Annotated in this window: 24 protein-coding genes; 1 reads left to right on the forward strand and 23 read right to left on the reverse strand. The window is 51.8% G+C overall.

Features of this window, described 5'->3' with window-relative positions:
* Positions 1-19: 19 nt before the first annotated feature.
* The 23 genes from ACESZP_RS09515 to ACESZP_RS09625 all read right to left on the reverse strand — a co-directional run bounded on the left by ACESZP_RS09515 (position 20) and on the right by ACESZP_RS09625 (position 24282).
* The gene (locus ACESZP_RS09515; RefSeq protein ID WP_499708870.1) at positions 20-1477 is read right to left on the reverse strand and encodes a biotin/lipoyl attachment domain-containing protein; all 1458 of its coding nucleotides are present in this window, start codon (positions 1475-1477) and stop codon (positions 20-22) included.
* Between the two features lie 85 nt (positions 1478-1562).
* Positions 1563-1982, reverse strand: coding sequence for a twitching motility protein PilT (locus ACESZP_RS09520; protein ID WP_178038172.1), 420 nt, complete (start codon positions 1980-1982; stop codon positions 1563-1565).
* Between the two features lie 131 nt (positions 1983-2113).
* The gene (gene mgsA, locus ACESZP_RS09525) at positions 2114-2509 is read right to left on the reverse strand and encodes a methylglyoxal synthase (protein ID WP_178038173.1); all 396 of its coding nucleotides are present in this window, start codon (positions 2507-2509) and stop codon (positions 2114-2116) included.
* Positions 2510-2525: 16 nt separating this feature from the next.
* Positions 2526-3632 carry an FtsW/RodA/SpoVE family cell cycle protein gene (locus ACESZP_RS09530; protein ID WP_178038174.1) on the reverse strand — a complete coding sequence of 369 codons (1107 nt, stop codon included), beginning with the start codon at positions 3630-3632 and terminating at the stop codon, positions 2526-2528.
* A 28-nt stretch (positions 3633-3660) separates the two neighbouring features.
* Positions 3661-3942: a cell division topological specificity factor MinE gene (minE, locus tag ACESZP_RS09535; RefSeq protein ID WP_178038175.1), complete on the reverse strand. Its 282-nt coding sequence runs from the start codon at positions 3940-3942 to the stop codon at positions 3661-3663.
* A 19-nt stretch (positions 3943-3961) separates the two neighbouring features.
* A complete protein-coding gene (gene minD, locus ACESZP_RS09540; protein WP_178038176.1) occupies positions 3962-4747 on the reverse strand; it encodes a septum site-determining protein MinD in 786 nt (261 codons plus the stop codon).
* Between the two features lie 19 nt (positions 4748-4766).
* The gene (minC, locus tag ACESZP_RS09545) at positions 4767-5471 is read right to left on the reverse strand and encodes a septum site-determining protein MinC (protein WP_178038177.1); all 705 of its coding nucleotides are present in this window, start codon (positions 5469-5471) and stop codon (positions 4767-4769) included.
* Positions 5472-5482: 11 nt separating this feature from the next.
* On the reverse strand, positions 5483-8377 hold the full coding sequence (locus tag ACESZP_RS09550) for a penicillin-binding transpeptidase domain-containing protein (protein WP_499708871.1): 2895 nt from the start codon (positions 8375-8377) through the stop codon (positions 5483-5485).
* A 23-nt stretch (positions 8378-8400) separates the two neighbouring features.
* Positions 8401-8973 (reverse strand): rod shape-determining protein MreD, encoded by a 573-nt coding sequence (gene mreD, locus ACESZP_RS09555; RefSeq protein WP_499708872.1) that lies wholly within the window; start codon positions 8971-8973, stop codon positions 8401-8403.
* Between the two features lie 16 nt (positions 8974-8989).
* Complete coding sequence (mreC, locus tag ACESZP_RS09560) at positions 8990-9844, reverse strand: rod shape-determining protein MreC (protein WP_499708873.1); 855 nt, start codon at positions 9842-9844, stop codon at positions 8990-8992.
* A gap of 17 nt (positions 9845-9861) precedes the next feature.
* Positions 9862-10869, reverse strand: coding sequence for a rod shape-determining protein MreB (locus tag ACESZP_RS09565; protein ID WP_178038181.1), 1008 nt, complete (start codon positions 10867-10869; stop codon positions 9862-9864).
* Positions 10870-10897: 28 nt separating this feature from the next.
* Positions 10898-11596 (reverse strand): RadC family protein, encoded by a 699-nt coding sequence (gene radC, locus ACESZP_RS09570; protein WP_178038182.1) that lies wholly within the window; start codon positions 11594-11596, stop codon positions 10898-10900.
* Between the two features lie 66 nt (positions 11597-11662).
* Entirely contained in the window at positions 11663-11914 is a 252-nt protein-coding gene (locus ACESZP_RS09575; RefSeq protein WP_178038183.1) for a DUF4321 domain-containing protein, read from the reverse strand.
* Between the two features lie 87 nt (positions 11915-12001).
* Entirely contained in the window at positions 12002-13621 is a 1620-nt protein-coding gene (locus ACESZP_RS09580) for an NAD(P)/FAD-dependent oxidoreductase (RefSeq protein ID WP_499708874.1), read from the reverse strand.
* Positions 13618-14859, reverse strand: a complete 1242-nt coding sequence (locus ACESZP_RS09585) for a BaiN/RdsA family NAD(P)/FAD-dependent oxidoreductase (RefSeq protein ID WP_499708875.1) — start codon at positions 14857-14859, stop codon at positions 13618-13620. Before ACESZP_RS09585 ends, ACESZP_RS09580 begins: the two co-directional genes overlap by 4 nt.
* A 10-nt stretch (positions 14860-14869) precedes the next feature.
* Complete coding sequence (locus ACESZP_RS09590; protein WP_499708876.1) at positions 14870-16153, reverse strand: methionine gamma-lyase family protein; 1284 nt, start codon at positions 16151-16153, stop codon at positions 14870-14872.
* The gene (gene miaA / locus ACESZP_RS09595; protein ID WP_499708877.1) at positions 16150-17097 is read right to left on the reverse strand and encodes a tRNA (adenosine(37)-N6)-dimethylallyltransferase MiaA; all 948 of its coding nucleotides are present in this window, start codon (positions 17095-17097) and stop codon (positions 16150-16152) included. Before miaA ends, ACESZP_RS09590 begins: the two co-directional genes overlap by 4 nt.
* Positions 17098-17257: 160 nt before the next feature.
* Positions 17258-18043 (reverse strand): ATP-binding cassette domain-containing protein, encoded by a 786-nt coding sequence (locus ACESZP_RS09600; RefSeq protein ID WP_178039488.1) that lies wholly within the window; start codon positions 18041-18043, stop codon positions 17258-17260.
* A gap of 16 nt (positions 18044-18059) precedes the next feature.
* Positions 18060-18746, reverse strand: coding sequence for an ABC transporter permease subunit (locus ACESZP_RS09605; protein WP_178039487.1), 687 nt, complete (start codon positions 18744-18746; stop codon positions 18060-18062).
* A 27-nt stretch (positions 18747-18773) separates the two neighbouring features.
* Positions 18774-19646, reverse strand: coding sequence for a transporter substrate-binding domain-containing protein (locus tag ACESZP_RS09610; RefSeq protein ID WP_499708878.1), 873 nt, complete (start codon positions 19644-19646; stop codon positions 18774-18776).
* 139 nt (positions 19647-19785) lie between these two features.
* On the reverse strand, positions 19786-20574 hold the full coding sequence (locus ACESZP_RS09615) for a hypothetical protein (RefSeq protein WP_499708879.1): 789 nt from the start codon (positions 20572-20574) through the stop codon (positions 19786-19788).
* A complete protein-coding gene (locus ACESZP_RS09620) occupies positions 20562-21689 on the reverse strand; it encodes a DUF5716 family protein (RefSeq protein WP_499708880.1) in 1128 nt (375 codons plus the stop codon). Before ACESZP_RS09620 ends, ACESZP_RS09615 begins: the two co-directional genes overlap by 13 nt.
* Positions 21690-21723: 34 nt before the next feature.
* Positions 21724-24282 (reverse strand): DUF5717 family protein, encoded by a 2559-nt coding sequence (locus ACESZP_RS09625; protein ID WP_499708881.1) that lies wholly within the window; start codon positions 24280-24282, stop codon positions 21724-21726.
* A 120-nt stretch (positions 24283-24402) separates the two neighbouring features.
* Here ACESZP_RS09625 and ACESZP_RS09630 point away from each other — a divergent pair, with 120 nt between their 5' ends.
* Complete coding sequence (locus ACESZP_RS09630) at positions 24403-25497, forward strand: pyridoxal phosphate-dependent aminotransferase (RefSeq protein WP_499708882.1); 1095 nt, start codon at positions 24403-24405, stop codon at positions 25495-25497.
* Positions 25498-25625 lie beyond the last annotated feature (128 nt).

The raw sequence follows: 25625 nt of genomic DNA on the forward strand, positions 1-25625 counted from the left end.
TTGCTCCTCCTGGTATCTCCTAATAAATTACCTGATCCTCCGTGACAGTCGCCGCGTTCAGCACTATCCGATCGTACACGGACAGTCCGAAGCTGGTTCCCTCTTTCACAATACTGTACTCCTCATTTTCGTAGAGAACCTCCACCCGGCGGAAAATCGTGTAACCCTTGTTAATATTATAGACGCCTGTAAGCTTCGCGGTCTGCCCCACCTGATAAGTTTCCGACGAATCTGTCTTCACCAGCAAATCTCCACTCACAAGCTTCTTCTTGGAAGTGCTGAAGCTCTCCTCTTCCGGATCCACATAGGCATTTTCTTCATCCTGATAGTAAATCGTACAATTCACAAACTGCGCAGTCACTGCGCCGTCCTCTCCGGTCACCTGTTTCATGAAGCCGGTGTCATTTTCCACCTTAGTCAGATAAGCTGCAGGAATCACATAGAAATCCTTCTCCGTAATGGCCGTCTTCGGAATTTTCAGACCCGAAGTCTCGTCGCGCAGCACCTCAAAGCTCAGATATCTCTCATTTGCGTAGCGCACCATGGAATTTACAAAAGAAAGCACGCCATAGGCCTGTCCGTCCCGATATTCCACAGTCACAGAAGGCCACACCGCCTCCCCGTCCTTATCAAACTGTATCTGTATGTAGGTGGTTCCCTGTGTTACCGTACCGTCCTCCGCAGTCCGCTGATTGGCCTGCATCTTATCCAGGATATAGCTTTCCATCTCTGCGTCCAGCGGAAATACCAGCTTCCAGTTTTCGTCCGTCACCAGCTTATAGGCCGGATCCCCGGAACTGACCAGTTCATTGGTCCGCAGATTCTGCCGCTGATATTTTGTCTCGTCAAACCAGTCCGCATTCAAATCATCGAGGCTGGCATCCTCATAGCCGTCTATATAATACTCCACCACTCCGGCCGTGGCCGCGTTGTACCGCGTGAACAGGGCGCTGTTGTCATCCGCAGCGCTGTCCAGCTTGTCAATCATATTCTGGTTGACAAGCTCCAGAATCGTGCTGTCTACATTCGTTTTAAAATTGTATACACTGTCAAATTCCATATCAGAAAAACTGCTCATATAAGTGCTGATTTGCGTACGAAGCTCTGCGTAATCCTCTTCACCCAAACTGATGTCTCCCGCGTTTTCCTGCAAAATATCCGCCATTTTGCCGCTCTCATCCAACGTATAAACCGTCGAGAGGACCGACACCTTCTCACTTTCCGACGCATAATAATTGATATAACCTGTCTTTTCCGTAGAATATACCTGCTCCGTCCGCAGGGCAATACCCGTATAGCGGTAATCCGTCGCAAGATTTCCCTCTATGACCTCATACCCGGAGATATGCGTCGAAGTAAAATACATATAAATACAAATAATCAGATAGATGGCAATAAACCCGAAGAAGACAACACCCACATTCAGGGTCCGCCCCATTCTGACTACCTTTTTTTTCTTTTTCCCGGTTTTTGCCACCAGTCAATTTCCTCCATACTTAACGAGAGGACGCCCTGAAAACAGGGCATCCTCTTATGTATTGTGCAGAAATAAAATCATTTAACTAACAGGAAATGATAACCTGCTCTTTCGCAAATTCAGGAAGCTGGTTCTCTTCAACGGAAATGCTCAGACAGAAGTTTACCTTGAACTGCTCGCTGATGGCGTTCAGCTGAGTCAGCGCGTCTGTCAGATCCTCTCCCTCCAGATGGGCGATTTTCAGAAAGCTGTCCAGATACATCTGCTCCAGGTCGTAATCCTGTGAAATAATACCACAGATAAAACCGATGAACTCATCACAGTTCTTAAGCGGATAATCAGCTACATTGATAAGACGAACCTTGTTGTCAAGTTCATGCATATGCTTGGTATTCTTATCCAGGTATACGATGTTGCCTGACGCTGTCTTAATCTGGTTGTTTACTCTGTCCAGCAAATGCTTTGTCTTTCCGTCTCCCTTACTTCCTACAATTAACTGCACCATAGCCGTGTCCTCCTTGGTTTTCCCATTTTTCTTTTAAAGGCTGTTCGATCCTTTTTTAGATAATAACAGTATAGTCGATCTGCCCTAAAAACACAACTATTATTTACTTTTTTTCCGACTAATTATACAATCTAGTTATATAATTCTCTCCATTCCATATCGCCACGGTCCAGAGCCTTGATCAGAAGCTCCGCGGTAGCCAGATTGGTAGCCAGCGGAATGTTATACATATCGCAGAGCTTTACCACGTTATTCACATCCGGCTCATGCTGCTTGGGATTCAGCGGGTCCCGCAGAAAGATCACCAAATCCATCTGGTTATGCTCAATCTGTGCCGCAAGCTGCTGCTGTCCGCCCAGATGGCCCGCCAGATACCGGTGTACATTCAGATTCGTAACCTCCACAATCAGTCTGCCGGTGGTACCCGTCGCATAGAGTTCATGCTTACTGAGAATTCCTCTGTATGCAATACAGAAATTCTGCATCAGTTTTTTCTTTGCATCATGTGCGATTAATCCAATGTTCATAGGAACACCCCCAAAGTTAGTATTTTTTCGGCTGCAAGCCGACATTTAACACAAATCCTATGGCCATAAACAGCGTCAAAAGCGACGTCAGTCCATAGCTCACAAAGGGCAGCGGGATTCCCGTATTCGGAAAAATCCCCGTTGCGACGCAGATGTTGACAAAACTCTGAAACCCGATATAGCCAGCCACTCCGCAACAGATCAGCGTACCCGAAAAATCTCGCGATTTCTTACCAATCCAGATACATTCTATCACAATTAACGCCAATAGTAAAATAATTGTTGCACAGCCGATAAATCCAAGCTCCTCCCCGGCCACCGCAAAGATAAAATCCGTCTGGGGCTCAGCAATGAAACTGCCGTTCTTTACGGAAGAAACCAGATTATTGTTCAGCCCCTTCCCCACCAGCTGGCCGGAACCGATGGCCATGATGGAATTCTGCTGCTGATAGGCGTTATCCGCGTACTGGGTCGGATTCAGCCAGGCCATAATTCGAAGCCAGGCGTAATGGTCGAGAAGCTTCTGATCCGGCTGCATAATCAGGCTGATGAAAATCACCGCTGCCGGGATTCCCACCGCCAGCGCTCCGCCGATGAGCTTGTAACTTAAGCCCGAGATAAAAAGCAGGATAGCAAAGGTCATGCAGATGGAAATGGTCGTGGACAGATCCGGCTGGCTCTTAATCAGAGCCGCGGGCACCGCAAAGAGCGCCGCCATCAATCCCAGCACCTTCCAGGTATTCAGATTTTCTCTGTACTTTTCCAGCATTTTCGCGAAAAACAGAATCAGTAAAAGCTTGGACAGCTCTGAGGGCTGAAAACGGAAACCGCCTATCTTCAGCCACCGAACCGCTCCATTGGCGTCATCGCCCAAGGGCGTCTTTACCAAAAGTAAAAGCACCAGGTTAAAGGCATATATCAGCCAGTAAAACTTCAAAACCCAGGTGTAATCAATCAATGAGACTACAATCATGGCCACGGTTCCCAGAAATAGTCCCAGAATCTGCTGACTCTGTACGGATTTTTCCGCGCTTCCGATAACCAGGATTCCGATAATACTGATCGCATACACATAACACACAAGTCTGAATCTGTAATCCCTCAATCGATACTGTTTTAACATAATACTCCTCTTATACCTGAGATTATCCCTACCGCAGCTGATCCTTGTGCTTCAGATCCTTAATCGGAATATTGGCGCACAGGGCCGGCACATGGCCGTTCTGCCCGTCGGATTCGGTCTGGGTAATCTGGATGTCCAGATTTTCACAGTCGATCTCCATATATTTTGAGATAACCTTGATAATATCGTTCTTAATCAGTTCCATTACTTCAGGGGAACAGTTTGCCCGGTCAGAGATCAAAAGCAGCTTGAGTCTGTCTTTGGCCACGTCTCCTGAACTCTTTTTCCGGAAAAAATCCATCAATGCCATTTTCCTTCTCCCCCTTTACTTATTTAAACAGCTTGGACAGCTTTGCGAAGAATCCGTTGTTTACATCCAGATTCATAAGCGGCACATCCTCACCCATGATACGCTTACAGATGTTCATATAAGCGGTTCCGGCCAGAGAAGAATCGCCGGCCAGCGGCTCGCCCTGGTTGGTAGCCACTACGATGCTCTCGTCGTCCGGTACGGCTCCGATGAGATCGATGGCCAGGATATCAATAACGTCCTCAATGGACATCATATCGCCGCGCTTTACCATATCCATGCGCAGACGATTCACGATCAGATTGATCTTGTGGATGTCATTGGCTTCCAGAAGACCGATGATGCGGTCCGCGTCGCGGATAGCGGAAACCTCCGGCGTAGTCACGATAAGCGCCCGGTCCGCTGCGGCGATGGCGTTCTTAAAGCCCTGCTCAATACCTGCGGGGCAGTCCAGCAGTATGTAGTCAAACTCAGGCTTAAGCTCCTCGATAAGCTTCTTCATCTGTTCCGGATTCACTGCTGTCTTATCCCGTGTCTGCGCAGAAGGAAGCAGACAGAGATTGTTATACCGCTTATCCTTAATGAGTGCCTGCTTCATACGGCAGTTACCCTCTACCACGTCTACCAGATTGTATACAATTCGGTTTTCCAGTCCCATAACCACATCCAGATTCCGCAGTCCGATATCTGTATCGATCATTACCACACTTTTACCCAGCTTCGCAAGTCCCGTTCCAATATTCGCGGTGGATGTGGTTTTACCCACGCCGCCCTTCCCGGATGTAATTACAATTACTTCACTCATACCTTTTTCCTCCAAGCTTTTATAATTTAATATCATTTAATACATCTTTTGTAATGGGTTCTATATAAATGTTCCCATCTTCCACAAAGGCAATCTTCGGCGTGTCATCTGCTTTCTTCTTCCGTACCGCCGCGCCGTCGGAGCTGCGGGCTATCACATCGCCAATCCGAATCTGCATGGGATCCATGGAAAGAGCCGCCACAAAGGCTGCTTCATTACCGGCTGCACCCACAAACACATTGCCCTTCAGAGTTCCAAGTACGATTACATTTCCCTTGGATACCACCCGGGCTCCCGGATTGACGTCTCCCAGAATAATGATGCTGGTTTCTGATTCCAGTACCTGGCCGGAACGTAAGGTTCCTTTATAGAAACGCCCATCCTGCAGATTGGTCAGGTCATGCTCCGACGGGCTTGCAGCTGCCCCTGCCACCTGATCCACCGCCTGCTTCATATGCTGCTCGGTCACCTGATTTTCATCCACCAGGCAGACCACCTGAATCTGGCAACTCTTTCCTATGACATCCGCCAGTTCCTGTTCCTCCGCCATGCTTAAAGTTCTTCCCTGAAAGCACAGGGCCATCTGGGCGTTTCCAAAAAATTTGGCGGAAGCGCTGAATTTCTCAGCTACTTCTTTCTTTATGGTCTCCCAGTCAGGCTTCTCATCCAGAATGACAATCAGCCCGTACCGGTTACTTTTGATGATAACTGATTGATTCGACATCACTTTCACTCCTAATCCCCGATTGTCTGTCCGCTGGAACCGCTGGCAGTTCCGCTTAAGATATCTTCCTCATCCGCAAGGTTAAAGTAATATTTGAACACATCCGCGCCCACCTCCGCACAGTTTGCGGATGTATAACCGTTAGCGATACGGACGGCAATGGCAATTTCCGGCGACTCGTAAGGCGCGAAGCCTACAAATAACGCATGGTTCGGATGGCTCTTACTCTGCTGCGCCGTACCGGTCTTACCCGCCACATTGAGTCCCAGATCACTCAAAGCACTCAAAGATTTGGTGTTCTCAGCCACCAGGCGCATACCCTGCTGCACTGCATTCCAGCTGCTGTCCGCAATCTGTACCTGATTGTGCAGCTTTGGCTGATACTCCTCGATCAGCGTACCATCTGTCTCTGTCAGTTTATCAAGGAGCGTCAGGTCATAGCAATTTCCCCGGTTCGCCAATGTTGCCACATAGCGGGCGATATGGGAAAGGGAATAGCTGTTGGTACCCTGTCCGATGGCGGAACGTACCGCGTCCTTATCAGAAATCCGCGGCTCGTACTCGGAAAGCTCCAGACCGGATTTATCTCCCAGCCCAAACATTCTGGCATATTTTTCCAGTGCCGTCAGACCTTTGTCCACATTGTATCCTCCGGCGCTCCGACCGCCTGCCAGACGGTAGCCCACCTCATAGAAGAACACATTACAGGAATCACGAATAGCCGTAGTCACTGTCTCATTGCCGTGATGTCCGCCATACTGGTTAAAAATCCAGCAGGTGGGCGACGGCGTAATCTCCGTAAATACGCCGGACGCATAAATCGTTGTTGAGGGGGTAATCACGCCCTCTTCCAGACCCGCAATCGCTGTAATCGGCTTGAACGTAGAACCGGGCGCCAGATTTTCCTGGGTCACACGGTTGACAAAGGGTGATGACAGGTCTTTTCGCAGGTTGTTGTAATAATCGGAATCCATCACATTGGTCAGACGGTTGTTATCATAGCTGGGATACGTGACACAGGCCAGAGTCTGACCGGTCTTCACATCCACAATCACAATGCCGCCGCTGCAGGGCTCCAAAGCCAGCTGAGCCGGCGTGATCTCCAGATTCCGAATCTTGTCCAACATGAATGTGTAGGAACTGAGCGCTCCGGAATTCAGCCTGGATACGGTATCCTCATCATATTCTAACACATTCTGGTCGTATAATAAAAGGCAAATTTCTCTGCCTGAGAGCTGATCGTCCAACAACATATACTTGTACAGCATTTTCCCGAATTCCGCGTCATCCATCAGAGCGTCTCGGATATATTGCAGTACTGACTGATAGATCTCCGCCGAGTCCAGATAAGGATTATCACCGGAAATCTTCGTTACGTCAATCCAGTTTTTGGAAATTGCGTACTGCAGATATTCCCGGAGACTGATGGTCTCGTCGGTGGTCCAGGCGATATAGGTGGCATCCGAAGTATCCACAGCATCCTTCATCAGCACCTGATTATCTCCCATCAGCACATTGGCCACGATATAACTCATATAATTTTTCATCTCTTTGGAGAGGTTCTGATAAGCCGCCGCGTTTTGTGAATTCAGCTCCGCAATCAGGCTGTCCACCGTATTCCGCAACTTCACCTGGAAACGGCTGTATACGCTCTTTTCCAGATCCGTGGCGTCGTCCGCGTTAAAATGAGTCGTATCAATAATATAATTGTTGATCAACGCATAGTATACATCGTAGATCGGAATCATAATCTTGGCAGCGCTGGCATTGGGACCCGGATTGTACTCCTTGGTATTCTGAATCTTGGAAATCAAAATACCGGCCAGCTTCTGCTCCAGAATATTGTAGCAGGCCATCTGCAGGTTCTTGTCAATGGTCAGATAGACGTCATTGCCCGGAACCGCGTCCTTCTGTTCGGCCACCTCCAGAATCCGGCCCACGCTGTCCACGTACATCTTTTCGTAGCCCTTGGTTCCCTGAAGCTCTGTCTCCATATACTGCTCGATACCTGATTTTCCCACGATATCGTTGAGCTCATAGTCGGGGTTCTCCTCCTGCAGGCTGTCCAGCTCATCCTGGGACGCCTTTCCGATATAACCGATGATCGGCGCGAAATATTCACTGTCCGGATAGACTCTCCGGCTGCTCTCCTCGATCTCCGCGCCCTGCAGCTCGCTCTGATTTTCCAAAACTGCCGCTACGGTCTCCTCGGATACATCCGTAGCCACAGTGGTCGCCACGTAACGCTTATAGTTATTAGCGGAGATGCCAAACCGGATGGTCGCGATCTGCAGCTGCTCCTCAGGCGTATATCCTGCTACGGAAATGCCGTATTTCTGCTGTTCCTCTTCCGTATAGGAGCTGCGGATATCATATTTTTTCTCACCACACATATACGCCATCAGCTCGTCTGCAGTGGCAAGCTCCTGCTTGGGCTCCAGCTCGCTGATCTTATTCTTGCCATATACGTCCGCTTTTAAACGGAGAAGGGAATTTCCTTCCAGGGAATATTCATAATGTCCGTTGTTGTATACAATCCCCAAATCGCTGACAACGCTGTCCCCGTTCTTCTCAATCAGCTGAATCAGCCGATAGATGGTATCATTGAGTTTGGGATTCTTGGTTTTGCTGGCATAGGTGCCATTATCCTGGATGGTTACCGAATAGGACAGCTCGCTGTAGGCCAGCACTTCTCCATTCCGGTCGTAAATTTTTCCCCTGGTACTGGCCACCGACACCTCGCGCTCGGTCTTCAGGGAAAAGGATTCCTGATAGTCACCGCCCTTTACAATCTGCAGAAAAAACACCCGTTGCAAAAGAATGCCAAACAGGACCACGAAAGCCACGCCCAGTACAAAGATACGTGATTTTATTAAATTATTTAAGGCTTCTTTGATTTCGTCCAACAATCGTTTCTAACTCCTCTGTCTTATTGTCCGTCTGTCCCCGCCTCATTGTTATCGTTATAAGGGATCACGGGAGAAATGATTTTGCTCTCCCCCTCCTCTTTTTCCTTCTTCTCCAGCCAGTGATTCAGCGACCGGATCACCCGGTAGAACACAATGGTCACCACGACGGTATACACCAGCTCTGGAAGAATAATGTGCGCAAAATAGAATCCGAACTGGAACCGGCTCCGCAAAAGGAACAGGAAAAAATAGACGCTCAGTCCATACACCAGCTCTGACAGCGCTATCCAGACCATGGGAAGCTTGATATCCTCATCGTAGAACATCCGATGAAACAGGCCGCTTCCGTATCCCAGGAACATGTACAGAAGACTGTAAAAGCCAAACAGCTGACCGAAGAAAATGTCTGTCAGCAGTCCGGAAAAGAAACCTACTGCCATGCCCTCCTTTTCTCCCCGCATGAACCCTAAGGAGGATGTCACAATCAGCAGCAGATTCGGCACAATTCCGGCCAGGGACAGTGTCTGGAATACGGTACACTGCAGGATAAAGCATACGATAATCAGAAGAGCTTCTATGATTTTACGTCTCATCCTTTTCACTCCTGTCCTATTCTTCCTCGGTCTGCTTCATATCGGTGATGACAAGCACCGAATGCAGATGTTCGAAATCCACAGCCGGAGTCAGTGTACCGGAACGGGTCAGGTTATTGGAATCCAAACTCAGTTCATTGATATAGCCGATCAGCAGTCCCGCGTGGTACTTGTCGCTTACATGGGAAGTCACCACCGTGTCACCGATGCTGGCCTTTCCTTCCGTATCCCGCAGCTGGTAAAGCTGAATCAGGCCGGACTCCATCAACTGCAAATCTCCCTTTACAAAGCAGAGATCGGAGGTGGAAAGCACCTGGGCGCTGACCTCGCTCATATCGTCGATGATGGAGCGCACCTGCGCCCAGTTGTCACCCACCTTGGTAATAATACCAACCAAGCCGCTGCCTGCGATGACGTTCATATCTGCCGCCAGACCGTCCTTGCTGCCCTTGTCAATGACAAAGGTGTTGAACCAGTTACCGGAGTCGCTGGCAATGATGTTGGCCGCCACCTTGTTATACTCTCCATAGGTCTGATCCAGATTATAGAGATCCTCCAGTTCCTGCAGCCGGTACTGATTCTGCATCAGCTGGCTGTTCTGAAGGGTCAGCTCATCCACCTGCTCCTGCAAAGCCTTATTCTCCGCCTGAGCGTCCGCCAGATCCTGCAGGCTGTTACCTTTATCTCTGGCCCAGCCGCCCACACTGTTGATGCCCCTCTCAAAGGGCACGAAGATATAGCCGGTGATACGGCCCAGCGTGCTGCCCGCGAAACCGGTGGCGTAAGACGCGTACATCATTCCGATACAAAGAATCGCCAGCACCGCAAATATGTACTTTGGCGGTACTGTAAAATGATTTTTCTTCTTCATACTTCACCTGATATTACTTAGTTATAGTTCTGCTCTTTGGTCACGAAGGTCAGGCTCTTGAACTCCTTCTCCTTGATCACTCGCTCAAGCCCCCTGGCCACGCACTCCTCCGGCTTCTCCACCAGATTCACCTTGATATTGGTGGCGTCCGCGATGAGCTTGTCCAGACCCTTTAAGTTGGCCACGCCGCCGGTCAGGAAGATACCGTTGCGGATGATATCCACACCAAGCTCGGGCGGGGTTCTCTCCAGAATCACTTTGATGGCATCCACGATAGACTTCAGATTCTCCGCAATGGCATTTGCCACGAAGTCCGCGGTAATCTCCAGAAGGGCCGGAAGTCCCAGAGCCATATTGCGGCCACAGATTTCCCGCTTGGATGTAGTGTCGCCCGGCTGATAACCCAGCTCATTTTTCAGAATCTCGGCAGTTTTATTACCGATGAAATAACCATACTCCCGGCGGATGGCATTGGCGATGGCCTCGTCGATCTTATTGCCGCCGTTCTTAATCAGCTTGCTGGTTACGGTTCCGCCCAGAGACAGGATGGAAATCTCCGTGGTATCCGCTCCCACATCTACGATCATGATACCCTGGGACTGCGTCACATCCAGACCCAGACCCAAACCTGCCGCCACCGGCTTGTCAATCATCTGGATATTCTTGGACTTGAGGCCTGTTCCCTGAATCAGCGTGCTGAACACACGATCCTGCACATCGGTAGGCAGCGCAACCACAAACTCCGCGCCCTTTAAATTGCCCTTGGTATGGGTCTCCAGAAAAGCCTTCAGAAACTCCTGCATATAGGTAATGCTGGCTACGGTTCCGAAGGACATGGGGTAAAGCACCTCGATATTGGACGGCGCCTTCTCATGCATTTCGAAGGCCTCGTCGCCGTAGGCAATCATTCCCTTCTTCTCCTCGATAGCCACCATATTCTTTTCGCAGTAAATGGTATCGCTCTCCTTACTGTAGATCTTGATGCTGCTTGTACCAAAGTCGCATCCAAAACTCTGTGCAGACATGTCTTTCTCCTCACTTTCTTCTAAACTCTTATTCTTCAGATAGTATTCCCCGCTCCTGAAAGGAGCTATAACAATGATCACCTATAATAATATGATCCAAAAGCTGGATACCCAGCATTTCTCCTGTTTTGTAAATGCGGCGCGTCATCCGGATATCCTCAGGGCTTGGAGCCGCATCGCCGCTGGGATGATTGTGTACCAGCACCATGCGCACCGCCCGGCATTCCAGCGCCTCCATGAAAATCTCTCTAGGGGAAACCAGCGACGCGTTAACCGTCCCCTGGAACATGAGCTTTTCTTTCAGAAGTTTATTTCTGGTATTCAGAAAAAGCACATGCAGCTGTTCCTGCTCCGCGTAACGCAGCTCCTCCATGAAATAATCCGCAATCGTCTCCGGTGTGTCAAAGGCAAGACGTTCAGCCGCTTTCGCTTTTGCCATCCGGGCCGCCAGCTCCGCCACACATTTCAGCTGCACGGCCTTCACCTGTCCGATACCCCGGACGTCCATCAGACGCTCCATGGAAATCCGATTCAGGCCCTTCAGGCCTTCGCAGCCCGGCAGGCTTAAGATCCTTCCCGCCAGCTGACAGGCATTTTCCCCCCGGGTGCCCGTCCGCATAACCACGGCCAGCAATTCCGCGTCGGAAAGAGCAGCTGCTCCGGCTTTCACACATTTTTCATAAGGACGTTCTTCCTTATATAATTCTTTCATGGTTGTTGTACTCATATTCGTTCCTTTCTGCTCTCCAGGCAGCGGATAACGACAGAACAACCATTTTCTGAAACCGGTGCTTTACAGCTTCCGGTATATAATAATCGCGATCACCACGCCCAGGATGCTGGCAATCGAGATATGGATGGTCAGGCCGAAGGTCAGAATCAACAGCCCCAAATCCAGCACAATCGGATTCTCCAGACCGAAGCTCTGTCCGTAATTCAACCAGCTAAGGCCTGATACATTGGCTGTCAGCATGCCGATAAAGCCTCCCAATACGATGCCGGAAAGCAGCATAATCAGCAGCACCCAGCCGTTCTTTGATCTCATAAACTCCCTCCGTCTTTTGTCTATATATCACATTTTATCATAGCACAAAGGCTTTCTCTTGTATACAAAAAAAATCCTAAAGTTCTCTTAAGTTGTCGCCAGGTTCTGACAGAATCTTCCTGCAATCGCCTCGGCGGTTTTCACGCCGTCCATGGCCGCGGAAGTGATCCCGCCCGCGTAGCCCGCGCCCTCGCCGCAGGGATAAAGTCCCCGCACCGCGCTCTCCTGGCCGTCGTCTCTGAGGATACGCACCGGTGACGAGGTCCGGCTCTCCACGCCGGACAGCACCGCGTCCGCCCGGGCAAAGCCCGGAATCAGATGCTCCGATCCCACGATACCCTCTTCCAGGGCCGCCGACAACTCCGCCGGGAAGATGCCGCGCACATCGCCGAAAGTCCAGGCTCCCTTGATACAGGGCTCAATTTCTCCCAGATTTTTACTTATCACATGCTGTCGGAAATCACCCAGCAGCTGCACCGGCACCCGGCCGCCGCCTGCCCGGTATGCCGCCCGCTCCAGCTTCCGCTGGAACTCCACGCCGGACAACAGATCGCTGCCGCCGAAATCTTCCGGACGCACGGTCACAATCATGGCGCTGTTGGCGTTACGGCTGTCTCTGGCCTGGTAACTCATGCCGTTGACCGCAAGGCCGCCCTCCTCCGAGGAAGCGTTGACCACGTACCCGCCAGGGCACATGCAAAAAGAATAGACGCCCCGGCCGCCGCCGACTTTACGGGTCACCTTGTAGGCAGCTGTGGGCAGTCCCTTCGGATACCCCTCGCCATACTGGCTCACATTGATCATTTCCTGGGGATGCTCAATCCGCACGCCAACCGCAAAGGCTTTCCGTTCCATGGGGACGGCCCTGCTTTTCAGCATGGCAAAGGTATCCCGGGCGCTGTGGCCGATGGCCAGCACCAGCACCTCCGCCTCCAGATAATCCGCTTCCTGTTCCGGTTCGCTGCTGCGCTTTGTATACACGCCGCGGACCTGACCGTCCCGGATGTCGATGTCCGTGAGCTGTGTACCGAAGCGCACCTCTCCACCGAGGTTTTCAATCTCTTTTCGGATATGCTCCACCACGCCAATCAACACATCTGTGCCCAGGTGAGGCTTATTCCAGTAGAGAATCTCCTCAGGCGCGCCGGCCTCTACAAAGGTCTTAAGGACCAGACGACCCCGGCCCGCCGGATCCTTCACCAGCGTATTCAGCTTGCCGTCGGAAAATGTGCCCGCACCGCCCTCGCCGAACTGCACATTGGAATTCGGTACGAGCGTGCCGCCGTTCCAGAAGTGATCCACGGTCTCTTTCCGCTTTCTGGCGGTCTCGCCCCGCTCCAGCAGGATAGGCCGATAACCTGCCCGGGCCAGCATCAGGCCACAGAACAGGCCCGCCGGGCCGGTTCCCACGATGACCGGGCGGTGTTCCAGCATCTCATTTCCGGGCTCCGGAAAATGGTACCTCTTTTTCTCTGTCTTTGATACATTTCGGTTGTGAAGCTTTTTCAAAAGCTTTTCCTCGCCCTTCAGCTTCACATCCACCGTATATACATAACAAATTGGTTTCTTTCTCGCGTCGATGGATTTCTTCTGAATGGTCAGCTTCTCGATCTTCTCGGAAGCCACCTTCAGTTCCCGGGCCGCCGCCTGCAGAAGCGCCGACTCGCCATGCTCCACCGGAAGTTTGATTTGACTGATTCGAATCATAGGGTTTTCTCCTCTCCGGCTGTCGCCGCGCTCATTCCCGCCAGCCAGCCGCTGCTCCAGGCCCACTGGAGATTGTAGCCGCCGCAGGCTCCGTCCACGTCCAGAAGCTCCCCCGCCAGATAAAGGCCCGGCACCTTTCGGGATTCCATGGTGTCCGGATTCACTTCCCGCGTGTCTGCGCCGCCGGAGCAGACCTGAGCCTGGGTGAAATCGCCGCTTCCTGTGATTTCTGTCTCAAACTGCGTCACAGTACGCGTCAGCTTCGCAAATTCTGCATCCGTCCAGTCTCCTGCCTTTTTCCCGCTCTTTCCCAGACCGCTGCGTTCCAGCACGCAAGCGCTCGTTTTAGCCGGAAAAAGGCCGGTCAGGAACTGTTCGCCGGTCTTATAAGGATTTTTTTCTGCTCTGTCCTTTAAAAATGTGAGAAACTGTGCTTCGTCAAACATGGGCATCAGGTTCAGCACTGCCCGCACCTTTTTTCCTGCATCCAGCGCCCGCACTGCATAGCGGCTCACCTGAAAGACCGGAATACCGGAAATTCCGTTTTTTGTAAACTGCACCTCACCCTGATCGGAAGCCAGCAGCCTTTCCTCTGTATAGAGCTCCACTCTTGCGTCCATCCGGACACCTGCCAGCTTTTCATAAAATTTTTCTTTACATCGAAGCTGTACCAGCGCCGGGAGCGGTTTGATGATTCGGTGCCCCAAACTCTCCGCCAATCTGTAACCGCCGCCGTCGGATCCGGTCTCCGGAGCCGCCTTGGATCCACAGGTCAAAATCACTGCGTCCGCCGGATAGTTCCAGCCTTCTGTCTGCACCTGAAAGCTATTTTCCTCCCGGGTAATAGCCTGTGCTTCTGTATTCAGCGCCAGCTTTACGCCCCGATGCTCCGCCTCCAGACGCAGCACCTCCGCCACGGAAGCTGCCTGATCGCTGTAGGGATAGAGATAGCCGTTTCGATTTTTTGTAAATATTCCAAATTCTGTAAATTTTTTCAGGGTATCCTGCATGCCGGCCCGGGACAGAACCTGCGCCGCAAAATCCGGCTCCGCGCTCCGGTAATGGTCCGGACTCTGATCCCGGTTGGTCAGATTGCAGCGGCCATTGCCGGTAACCAGTATTTTCTTTCCCACCTGCTTATTTTTTTCCAACAACGTCACCTTAACGCCCTGCTTTGCCGCCGCAATGGCCGCCATGAGCCCGGCGGCTCCGCCGCCCACTACCACTACCTTTTTCATCCGTTTCTCCTTATAACTGTACCAGACCGGCGTCCACCATTTTCTGCAGGGACATGAGAATGCCTAGCTTCGCATGGGGCCAGGTCAGTCCGCCCTGGAAATATACCGCATAGGGCGGTTTGATGGGACCGTCCGCGGAAAGCTCGATGGATGAGCCCTGTACAAAGGCTCCGGCTGCCATGATGACGTCGCTGTCATAGCCCGGCATCGCCCAGGGCTCCGGCGTTACATAGCTGTCCACCGGCGCCGCAGCCTGAATGCCCTGACAGAAGGCGATGACGCCCTCGGGTTTTCCAAAGGTTACGGCCTGAATAATATCATGCCGGCTCTCGATGCTGTCCGGCACTACCGCAAAGCCCAGTTTTTCATAGATATTGGCTGCGAAAATCGCGCCCTTTAAGGCTGCCGCCGTAACCGTCGGAGCCAGGAAAAATCCCTGATAAAAGCTGGTCATAACGCCCAGGGACGCGCCCACCTCCCTGCCGAGGCCCGGAGAAGTCAGACGGTATGCCGCGTTTTCCACATACTGTTCTTTTCCCACGATATAACCGCCGATGGGAGCCAGGCCGCCGCCCGGGTTCTTGATGAGAGAGCCTACGCAGAGATCCGCGCCTACATCCGTGGGCTCGATCCGTTCTACAAACTCGCCATAGCAGTTGTCCACCATGCAGATCACATCCGGCTTTCTTTCTTTTATAAACGCAATCAACTCGCCGATCCGCTGTACAGAAAGGGTCGGACGGGTCTGATAGCCCTTGGAACGCTGGATGGTCACCAGCTTTGTACGCTCATTTAAGGCTGCCTCAATGGCCGGATAATCGAAGCTTCCGTCCTCCTTTAAGTCCACCTGACGGTAGGTCACGCCATATTCGGCCAGGGAACCGTTGGACGGACGGATACCGATGACCTCCTCCAGGGTATCGTAGGGCTTGCCCACCGGAGAAAGGAGCTCGTCGCCGGGACGCAGGTTTCCGGACAGGGCTACTGCCAGAGCGTGCGTACCGCAGGCGATCTGAGGGCGCACCAGGGCCGCCTCTGCGTGAAACGCCGCAGCGTAAACTTCCTCCAGCTTATCTCTTCCCAGATCGTTATAGCCATAGCCGCTGGTAGCTGCGAAGCAGGCCGCCTCCACACGGTTTTTCTGCATGGCCCCCACAACCTTAAGCTGATTATATTCAGCAGTCTCATCGATCCGGTCAAAGCGTTCTTTTAAGCCCTTTTCTATCTCCTGTCCAAATGCGTATACGGCCGGGCTGATGCCCAGTTCCCGGTACATGTTCTCTGTCTGTGTCATTTCATAATTCCTCTTTCTTTTATTATTTTCAGCATAAATGCAAGAATTTTCTCATCATCGTACGCGAATTCCGGTTTTTCCACCCAGATCACATCCCGCTCCCGCCGGAACCAGGTGAGCTGGCGCTTGGCAAAATGCCTGGTATCCCGTTTCAGGACGCGCACGGCCTCCTCCAGTGGTATTTCCCCGTCAAGATAGTCCAGGATTTCTTTGTAACCCAGCCCCTGCATGGAGACCATGCCGCGCCTGCAGCCTTCGTTTTTAAGGCTCTCCACTTCTTTCACCAGGCCGTCCTTTATCATTTCGTCTACCCGTCGGTCGATGCGCCCGTAAAGGCTCGCGCGATCGTCATTCAGGACGAAGTAGGCGAAGTTGTAGGGTGATTCCTTTTCCCGCTGCTCCTCATTATGTTCAGAGATACGCTCGCCGGTCGTTTCATAATATTCCAAGGCGCGGATAACCCGCTTTACGTTGTTGGCATGGATTTCTTCCGCAGCTTTTGGATCCACCTGGGCCAGTCGGGCGTGGAAGGCTTCCGGGCCTTCCTCTGCGGCCAGGGCCTCCAGGTTCGCGCGAAGCTCCGCATTTCCCTCATTTTCGGTAAAATCAATATCGTAGAGCAGCGCCTGGATATAGAAACCGGTGCCACCGGTCAGGATGGGGATGTGACCCCGGGACCAGATGTCTTCCATGGCGGCTTTTGCCAGTTTCTGGAAAAGAACCACATGAAAATCTTCCTCCGGTTCCAGAACATCGATCAAATGATGGGGGACGCCCTGCATCTCCTCCGGGCGGATCTTGGCGGATCCGATATCCATGCGGCGGTAAACCTGCATAGAGTCGGCGGAAATGATTTCGCCGTTTACGGCTTTCGCCAGGGCAATGGATAGCTTTGTTTTTCCGACGGCGGTGGGACCGGTCAGGATAATCAGGGGCTTTTTCACGATGGACGTCCTCCTCTCTTAATTGCAATCTGTTTTATTCTAATATGAATTGTTCGGATTTTCAACTGGGTTTTGTGGTAAAAATACAGGCGGGGGAGAAATTTTTTCTCCCCCGCCCTCACGTTTTGACAAAGACGCTTTGGTCAGAGATGTTTTTATTTTACCCCTGCGTGAAGCGGGACAGGAACTGTCGCGTACGCTCTTCGCGGGTATGCTCAAAGACCTCTTCGGGCGTGCCTTTTTCCAGGATGCGACCGTCGTCCATGAAGATAACCTGGCTGGCCACGTCGCGGGCGAAGGCCATTTCATGGGTAACGATAATCATCGTGGTTTTCTGATCCGCCAGTTCTTTGATGACTCTCAGGACCTCGCCGGTAAGCTCCGGGTCGAGGGCTGACGTCGGTTCATCAAAGCAGAGGATGTCCGGCTTCAAAGCCAGGGCGCGGGCAATGGCCACACGCTGGCATTGGCCGCCGGAAAGCTGGTGGGGATAGTTGTTCATTCTGTCCGCCAGTCCCATCTGGGTCAGGAGATTTTTGGCCTCGGCCTCGATCTCTGCGTGAATTTCTTTTTTACGGGCTTTGTAGTCCGGCTGTTCTTTGGCCAGCAGCTCTTTGGCCAACATAACGTTGCCCAGGGCCGTGTACTGCGGGAACAGATTGAAAGACTGGAAGACCAGTCCGAAGTGCAGTCTCTTTTTACGGATCTCAGATTCCTGACGGGTCTGTGGATCTGCGGCGTCGAACAGGGTCTCGCCGTTTACACGGATGACGCCTGTGTCCGGGTGCTCCAGGAAGTTCAGGCAGCGGAGAAATGTGGTCTTACCGCTTCCGGAGGATCCGATGATGGATACTACATCGCCTTTTTCCAGGGTAAAGCTGATATCTTTTAAAACCTCTGTTTTGTCAAAGGTTTTGCTTACATGTTCTACTTCCAGTATTGCCATTCTTTTTACATCCTCCTTATCTGAAATAATCCAGTTTCCGCTCCAGACGCTCCAGAAGGACCGTCAGAACACCGTTGAATATCAGATAGTAGACGGCTGTGAAGAACAGCGGCCAGATCTCACCCGCGATTCCCTGGGAGCCCTTCATGAAAGCCTGTCCGGCCCAGATAATCTCCTGCAGGGCGATGATACGCGCCAGGGAAGTATCCTTTACCAGGGTGATGATCTCATTGGACATGGGCGGTACGATGCGCTTGATCATCTGCATCAGCTTAACCTTGAAGAAAATCTGGGTCTTGGTCATACCAAGCACCAGACCGGCTTCTTCCTGCCCGGCAGGAACGCTCTGAATGCCGCCGCGATAGATTTCGGAAAAATAGCAGGCATAATTGAGGACGAAGGACAGGGACGCGGCCAGGAACCGACCGGTCTCTCCACCGCCCCAGATCTGCTTATGCAATACCAGTCCCGGGAAATAAAAGATGATTAAAAGCTGGATCATAAGCGGCGTACCGCGTATGATCCAGACGATGAATTTGGATAACATACTCAAGGGGCGGAATTTTGACATGGACCCGAAAGCTATCACCAGTCCTAAGGGTACCGCTCCTATCAATGTGATGAAAAATAATCTCAGTGTCTGCAGAAAGCCGCTGTTCAATGCTCCCAGAACAATCGGCATCTGTTCTATGATTCGTTCCATTTTACTTCTCTTTTGCTTTTATTTTTATTACTCCTGTACCAGAGCAGCCTGTACGCCGTACTTCTCTGCGCACGCCTTCATGCTTCCATCTGCTGTGGCGTTTGCGAAGAACTCGTCCAGAACGGCTGCCAGGTCAGAACCCTTACGGAAGCCAACGCCGTATTTCTCACTGTTCAGGGCTACGGTATAAGTCAAATCCGCATAGCTGGTTCCCTCGCCAATCATGGCCGCTGCCATCAGGGAGTCGATAACTGCCGCGTCGGATGTGCCGGATGCCACTTCAAGCAGGGCGTCGGACTGTGCCTTCACCGGTGTGTAATTAAGTCCAAGGGCGCTGACCTCTGCCTCTCCGGCGCTGCCAGCCTCTACCGCGAAGCTTAAATCCTTCAGGCTGTCGGTATCCTGATACTTATCCGCTGCGTCCTTCGGTACTACGACTACCTGCGCGTTATTCAGGTATGCGCCGGTGCACTCCATGGAGCTTGTGACCTCGTCAGTCAGGGTCATTCCGTTCCATACACAGTCGATGCTCTTGCCGTCCAGCTCCAGGACCTTATTATCCCAGTCAATCTCTACGAACTCCACGTCTACGCCCAGGCTCTCCGCGAAGGCCTTTGCCATATCTGCGTCAAAGCCGACCCAGTCGCCATTGTCATCTTTATAATCCATGGGCTCGAAATCGGTGATGCCGACTACCAGAGTCCCCTTGTCTACCACATACGCCATATCGCTGTCTGCGGAAGCTGTATCAGCCTCTGCCGCGTCATCCGCGCTGTCCTCAGCCGCGTCCTGGGCGTCGGTATTGGTTACTACTTCTTCTTTGCCGGAAGATCCGCAGCCTGCCAGCATGGAAGCTGCCATTACTCCACATAAAAATACGCTTAATACTTTCTTTTTCATAATCTGTCCTCCCACTGCCGACTCTGCGGCTGATTCGTTACCGTTTTCTTTCATTCTCTACCATTCAATCACTGTACAACAATAAAGTGACGGTACCATTGAATTTTAACATCTGGTTTCTGGTCTGTCAACCCGAACTTTACGCATAGCGGGTATTTTTTTCATATTCCCGCTCCAGCTCATAGATTTTCTCCGCCAGATGTTCCGGCTGTTCCAGATGCTCCTCTGCCTCGGACAGAAGCCGTTCATAGTCCTCCATATATTCTGAGAGCTGTTCTCCATGAATATTCTGAAGCTCCATGGCCTGTTCAAAATCTTCGTCGGACAGTCCCAGCCGCATGGCAAAGACATACTCCTTCAGAACCTCCGGATCCTTCTGGTACTGCCAGGATGTGCGAAATGCCCGTGCAGCCCTTCCAAACTGAAACAAACGGCTGTAGCAGACGCCCAGATTGTTCCAGACATGGGCGTAAAACTCCACACCCAGCCGATCGCTCTGCCGGATGTCCAGAATCTTTTCATATTCATAAATGGACGCCAGATAATTACCATTGATGAAATATTCGTCGGCCCGGAGCTTCAGCCGTTCCTGCTCCTGGTAAGTGTTCAGCACCTTCATCCTGGAAGAAAGCTCCGTCAGCTCCTCCCGGGTATAATAGTCGACGCTCCGAAGGATGGTCAGAACCATATTCTGGATGCTGCTTCCTGCCTCGGCTCCCTTTTTCAGCTTCTCCGCCAAATCCGGATTGTGGGCCTCCGTCCGAAGCCATTCCCAGAGGCGTTTCCCCAGCATCTGACGATCGGCCAGATAGACATTTTCGTACAGGAAAAACGCCAGCTCCTCCATGGAATACAGGCGGATACCCATGCTCTCTATGTAATAGGGCGTCTTTACCGGTTCATCCCGGCAAATCATCACTGCTCCCATACCCGCGCGCCTCCTTCCTGACTCAAATCAATCGTTTCGTTCCAGACCATATCGGAAGAGGGAAACAGCTCGCCAAAGCCCAGATCCCGCACCTCTATCCGAAGCTTTTCCACGCCTTCGAATTCCACAAAAATCCGAAGCCTGGTGGTCCTGGAAGGCCGTTCCGGAATGCCGGTAAGCTCCAGGCTTTCCTTCAGCGTCATATTTCCCTGCATGGGCTTTAAGATAAATTCCAGCACCGGTTCATCCAGAAGCAGGGCCTCACACTGCGCCTTGGCCTCATACCAGCTGGTTCCCGCGTTCAGCAGGGTATAGAGGCTGTCTTTTCCCGTTCCCGGTGTGCGGATACCCACATTGTAGGGAATTTTATCTTCACCCAGGAACACGTAGCTACGCTCCTCCGGATTCTTCAGTTCTTCCATGGCCCGGTAACAGGCCCCCTTGGCAAATAAGTTATTGCCCGCAAAGACGCGTTTCCCGGCACTGCAGAGAATCTTCAGGCTTTCTTCATACCATTTTCCATCGAAGCCCTCTCCCACCAGAAAAACAGAAGACACCGGACGGCCTCCGAAAATATCCCGGGCAATGCCGGACAGCGCCAGATCCTTCTCCCCATTGGTATAATTCCCCAAGCCGGTCTGCCATTTTTCTTCTTTTTCCGCCCGGGCCATGGCCGGAATCGTCCTGCCGTTCACATTGAGCACAGCGCTCCTAAGTTCTCCTCCCTCGCAGGTAAAGAGAACGGACTGATGCCGCCAGATTTCCCGGGGCTGATGCAGCACATAAGCACAGAAGCTCTCCTCACGGGACTGAACGAAAATCCGGCTCTCCGGAATGCCAATCATCTGCATGGCCGCCCGCCGAAGCTCCGCCGCTGTCTGCTCATCCGCCTGTTCCACACAGAATACCACGGCAACCGCCTCGTGAATCTTACCGTAGGGCTTCAGAAGCCGCATGGCCTTTTTCAGAAAAGCCTCCGTGGTTTCTGTGGGGATTCTGTATTTCTCCGTTCCGGGTTCCACAGCCACCGAGACGGGTTCTTTTGATTTTTCATTCCAGCAGCAGATCTGCGAATACTCTTTTCCCAGATCAAACCCTATTACAAAGGTTCCCACTGTCTGCTACCTCCTTGTCCGAACAAATGTCAGTCTATTTTAACGAAAACATGGTTTCCACCAGAAATTTCTTTTTCCCGTAGGTCCCATACTGCCGCCGAAGTTCCGGCATGTCGTGCTCGGACAGGGCACGGGCCATTTCGTAAATGGAAGCATATTTGGTGCCGGTCACAAGCGGCTCTTCACCGCCTTCCACGAAGCTGTGATCCGGCGTAGCGTGCTCGCCCTCTTCGTCCTCCTCCGTCACAAACCAGGTAAGCCGGTCATCGTAGAACAGGGTAAATTCCTTCACAAAAAGTCCCGGCTCCACCGGATACAGCCGCTCCGCCACATAATTGCAGTTTTTCATCCGGGGCGACTCGATAACGTAATGCAGAATCACCTTATGCTCCGGATTAGCCCGGTATTCCACGAAGGTCTTATCCTCCAGAAGCTCCGAGCGCCCAAGCCGGGCCAAAAGTGGTTTCATAAAAGAAAACCGCATTTTCTTCTGAATACAGAGCTTCGTCATCCGCTCGGCCCGTATCTCCTCGCTTTCAGTCAGCTTCCGCCTGCCGGACAGATATCGCAGATACGCCAGTTCGCAGACCGGCGCCAGACCGGCTTCCCAGGCAATGGCCTGCGCGAGCTGCCCATAAATTCCTTCCGGCACTTTCTCATCCCGTACAAAATCCTGCCAGCTCATCCATGTGAGATAAGCCCGCGCCACCAGACCGTCGCCGCCCAGAGCCCGGTAATCCTCAAAGATTCCATAAGCCTCTTCTTTCACCTGTCCGGTAAACAGCATCTGGCCGAGAATACGTTCTTCCAGATCAAAGACATCCAGTTCAAACTCATGCGCCTCATTCCAGACTTCCTCCATGATGACCACAGAGCCATAATAGTAACCGGAAAGATATTCCAGGATTCCTTCGTTGTATTTGTGTTCCCGGAAAATATGCAGACAGAGCTTCAAAAGGAAGGCATCCTCCTCATATTCCAGCTCCCGCATTTTCCAGACCGCCAGCTTCAGCAAGAGCTTTACCCGCACCATGGAATAATCGTAAGCGCGGATCGTATCCCATGCTTCCCCGTACATGCCGCGCAAAATCAGGATTTCCACATAACGTGCCCGGTCCTTCGGCGTCATCCGGGTTGTCTCGGTCACAAAGAATTCCTGATCCAGATCGTCCAGATCCTGGTTTGCGTAATAGAACTGCAGGATCTCCTGGCGCACATCTTCTTTGTAATGAGCCGTAAAGCCTTCAATCTTTAATACCCGCTTATAATTTTCCACATTTTCTCTGGTAATCACATGACTTCTGGACATACCGTCGCAGAGGTAGAGATATAAGCCTCTGTGATATCGGAGCAGTTCCCGACATTTATCCACGTAACGGCGCTCGTTCATAAGACGGGTCAGTGTGTAGGGGACGCTGCTGGTATAACAGCTGCCCTGTTCATCTACCAGCACAATCACCGCCCCCGGCGTATAGATGGGAATCAGTGCTTCCCCGTGGCTCAAAGGCACGGTAATCTTCTGCTGCAGCTGCTCATAGAGCACCTGCACCTGTCGGATCCGTCTGTCATCGCAGCGGAAACGGCGCAGGAACATAATATCTGACAACGCCTCGGCAAAATCAATGGTCAGAAGCTCTTCCACCAGAAAACGTTCGTATATGACAGCCATATTTTCGCTGAGTCTGCGCTCCAGAAGCTGATCCAGCATAAAGGCCTCAATCCGATCCCGGTAGCGCCTGTAAAGCTCGCCGTCCTCCGGCTGGAAACGTATCACATTGGCGTAAAGCAGCGCCTTCTGAGCATTATTCAGCGTATTCTCCATGAGAAAATAGAGCAGCAGATTCCGGGGAAATGCCTCCGCAAAGGTTCCGGGAACCGACATCATAAAGTACTCATAAAGATTGGTGATTTTCAGCTCCAGTTCCACGCCGCGCCGGTACCAGGAAAAGCTTTCTTCGTCGGTGCTGCCGTTTTTAATCAGAATCGAGCAGATCGCTGACAGAAGTTCACTGCCGCCATACCGCTCATAGGCCTCTTTTACCCGGGCAAAGCCCTGAGCCTCGGGCCGTCTGCCCCGCCTGATCTGATCAGCCAGTTCCAGCGCCTCTCCCGGCGTCAGTTCCTTTTTTTCCGTATCCTCGATGATTTTCACATCCAGTACTTCTTCCGGCTGTTCCGATCGCTTTTCCTCCGGCAGCGGTTCAATCGGATCGGCGGAAATAAAGTAAGCGTAGCCCTCTTCCTTTGGCTCCTCATGGGGCGCTACCCGCACCGTATACGGAAGCAGGTACTCTCCGGCCTCGGCTACGATACAAAATTCGCCCTCAATCTCCTCGCCGCCCCAGAGGCCCTGCCCGTCAAAGCTGTAACCGATGCGCGCCGTCCGGGCAGAAAAGCTGGGATGCTCCACCTGCATCCGCCAGGAGGAAGCATAGACGATGCCTTTGATCTGCCGATCCGCGGTCACGGTAAAACTGCCCTCCGCCTTTTCCCCCGGCCTGCAATTCAGAGTGATCAAAGATTCGGACAGACTCATCTTCGGCTTTTCGTATTCTATCTTTCCTGCTGCGATTCGTTCCAGCTTCGCCCGCATAGATATTCGCTCCTTCCGCCGCCTGCGCGGCTTTCCAAGTTTTGATTGCATTTTTCTAAAATCCAGTTATAATCAGTATAGCATTATTTGTCAGAAAGCACAAGGAAAGAGGAATTCGAAATGATTAAGCATAAAGACCATTTTCATGGAAGTGATCTGGAGAAGATTGAAGAAGTTTACGGCATCAAAAAGGAAGATATCACCAGTTTCAGCGCCAATGTGAATCCGCTCGGCATCTCTCCGAAGCTGCGTTCCTCGCTGATTGATCATATTGACGCGATTACCTCTTATCCGGATCGGGAGTATACATCCTTACGCCGCCGGATTGGAGCTTATGTGGGCGCCCCCGCTGAGAGTATTCTGGTGGGAAATGGCTCCACAGAGCTGATTTCGCTGTTTATCCAGATGGAGCATCCGAAAAAGGCGCTGATTCTGGGACCCACTTATTCCGAATACGAACGGGAGATTTCCCTGGGCGGCGGTACGTCTCTTTATTTTCCACTTAAAGAGGAAGACGATTTTGTTCTGCATCCGGAAGCCTTCAGGGCGGCGCTCAATGAGAGTATTGATCTGCTGGTAATCTGCAATCCCAACAATCCCACTTCTACGGCGATTTCCCAGGATTCCATGCGGAAGATTCTGGATGAGTGTAAGCGGTATGACATCTTTGTGATGGTGGATGAGACTTATGTGGAGTTCGCGCCGGACGCGGCGGCGGTGGATTCGATTCCGCTGACTCATTTTTACAATAATCTGGTGGTACTGCGGGGTGTATCCAAGTTTTTCGCTTCACCGGGACTCAGACTTGGGTATGCGGTCACGGGGAATGCGGATCTATTGAAGTATATCAATACCCATAAGAATCCCTGGACCATTAACAGTCTGGCGGCGGTGGCCGGGGAGCTGATGTTCTCGGATGAAGAGTATATCCGTAAGACACGGGAGCTGATTCATCGTGAACGGACACGGTGTTATGAGGAAATGAAGGGCTGGGGTACGGTGAAGGTGTATAAGCCTACAGCGAATTTTATGCTGGTGAAGATCCTCAAGGAGGGCGTGGACGCGGATGTGCTGTTTGAGCATGCCATTAAGCGGGGACTTATGATTCGGAATTGCTCGACGTTTCCGTTTTTGGATGAGAGGTTTTTCCGGTTTTGCTTTATGAGTCCGGAGAAGAATACGGAATTATTAAACTGTCTGCGTGAGTTGCTTTAAAACGGACGAAAAAGAACGGGCGGGGGAAATTCTTCTGGTGTGTTCGGACGTTTCACGGACAGGCGTCTGTCTGGCTCGGACTTGTTAAGTCCGCTCCAGTCAGACACCAGTGCGCGAAAAGCCGGACA

Origin of the sequence: Candidatus Dorea massiliensis AP6, from assembly GCF_964245105.1 — a bacterium.
Taxonomy (GTDB): Bacteria; Bacillota; Clostridia; order Lachnospirales; family Lachnospiraceae; genus Laedolimicola; species Laedolimicola intestinihominis.

What these genes read in the sequence shown, in the direction of transcription:
- ACESZP_RS09610 (WP_499708878.1), bottom strand. Translation starts at nt 19,646, where the DNA reads ATGAAAAAGAAAGTATTAAGCGTATTTTTATGTGGAGTAATGGCAGCT.
- minE (WP_178038175.1), bottom strand. Translation starts at nt 3,942, where the DNA reads ATGGCATTGATGGATTTTTTCCGGAAAAAGAGTTCAGGAGACGTGGCC.
- minC (WP_178038177.1), bottom strand. Translation starts at nt 5,471, where the DNA reads ATGTCGAATCAATCAGTTATCATCAAAAGTAACCGGTACGGGCTGATT.
- minD (WP_178038176.1), bottom strand. Translation starts at nt 4,747, where the DNA reads ATGAGTGAAGTAATTGTAATTACATCCGGGAAGGGCGGCGTGGGTAAA.
- mreC (WP_499708873.1), bottom strand. Translation starts at nt 9,844, where the DNA reads ATGAAGAAGAAAAATCATTTTACAGTACCGCCAAAGTACATATTTGCG.
- ACESZP_RS09585 (WP_499708875.1), bottom strand. Translation starts at nt 14,859, where the DNA reads ATGAAAAAGGTAGTGGTAGTGGGCGGCGGAGCCGCCGGGCTCATGGCG.
- ACESZP_RS09600 (WP_178039488.1), bottom strand. Translation starts at nt 18,043, where the DNA reads ATGGCAATACTGGAAGTAGAACATGTAAGCAAAACCTTTGACAAAACA.
- ACESZP_RS09520 (WP_178038172.1), bottom strand. Translation starts at nt 1,982, where the DNA reads ATGGTGCAGTTAATTGTAGGAAGTAAGGGAGACGGAAAGACAAAGCAT.
- ACESZP_RS09625 (WP_499708881.1), bottom strand. Translation starts at nt 24,282, where the DNA reads ATGCGGGCGAAGCTGGAACGAATCGCAGCAGGAAAGATAGAATACGAA.
- ACESZP_RS09565 (WP_178038181.1), bottom strand. Translation starts at nt 10,869, where the DNA reads ATGTCTGCACAGAGTTTTGGATGCGACTTTGGTACAAGCAGCATCAAG.
- ACESZP_RS09630 (WP_499708882.1), top strand. Translation starts at nt 24,403, where the DNA reads ATGATTAAGCATAAAGACCATTTTCATGGAAGTGATCTGGAGAAGATT.
- ACESZP_RS09580 (WP_499708874.1), bottom strand. Translation starts at nt 13,621, where the DNA reads ATGATTCGAATCAGTCAAATCAAACTTCCGGTGGAGCATGGCGAGTCG.
- ACESZP_RS09530 (WP_178038174.1), bottom strand. Translation starts at nt 3,632, where the DNA reads ATGTTAAAACAGTATCGATTGAGGGATTACAGATTCAGACTTGTGTGT.
- ACESZP_RS09590 (WP_499708876.1), bottom strand. Translation starts at nt 16,153, where the DNA reads ATGACACAGACAGAGAACATGTACCGGGAACTGGGCATCAGCCCGGCC.
- radC (WP_178038182.1), bottom strand. Translation starts at nt 11,596, where the DNA reads ATGAGTACAACAACCATGAAAGAATTATATAAGGAAGAACGTCCTTAT.
- ACESZP_RS09605 (WP_178039487.1), bottom strand. Translation starts at nt 18,746, where the DNA reads ATGGAACGAATCATAGAACAGATGCCGATTGTTCTGGGAGCATTGAAC.
- mgsA (WP_178038173.1), bottom strand. Translation starts at nt 2,509, where the DNA reads ATGAACATTGGATTAATCGCACATGATGCAAAGAAAAAACTGATGCAG.
- mreD (WP_499708872.1), bottom strand. Translation starts at nt 8,973, where the DNA reads ATGAGACGTAAAATCATAGAAGCTCTTCTGATTATCGTATGCTTTATC.
- ACESZP_RS09615 (WP_499708879.1), bottom strand. Translation starts at nt 20,574, where the DNA reads ATGGGAGCAGTGATGATTTGCCGGGATGAACCGGTAAAGACGCCCTAT.
- ACESZP_RS09575 (WP_178038183.1), bottom strand. Translation starts at nt 11,914, where the DNA reads ATGAGATCAAAGAACGGCTGGGTGCTGCTGATTATGCTGCTTTCCGGC.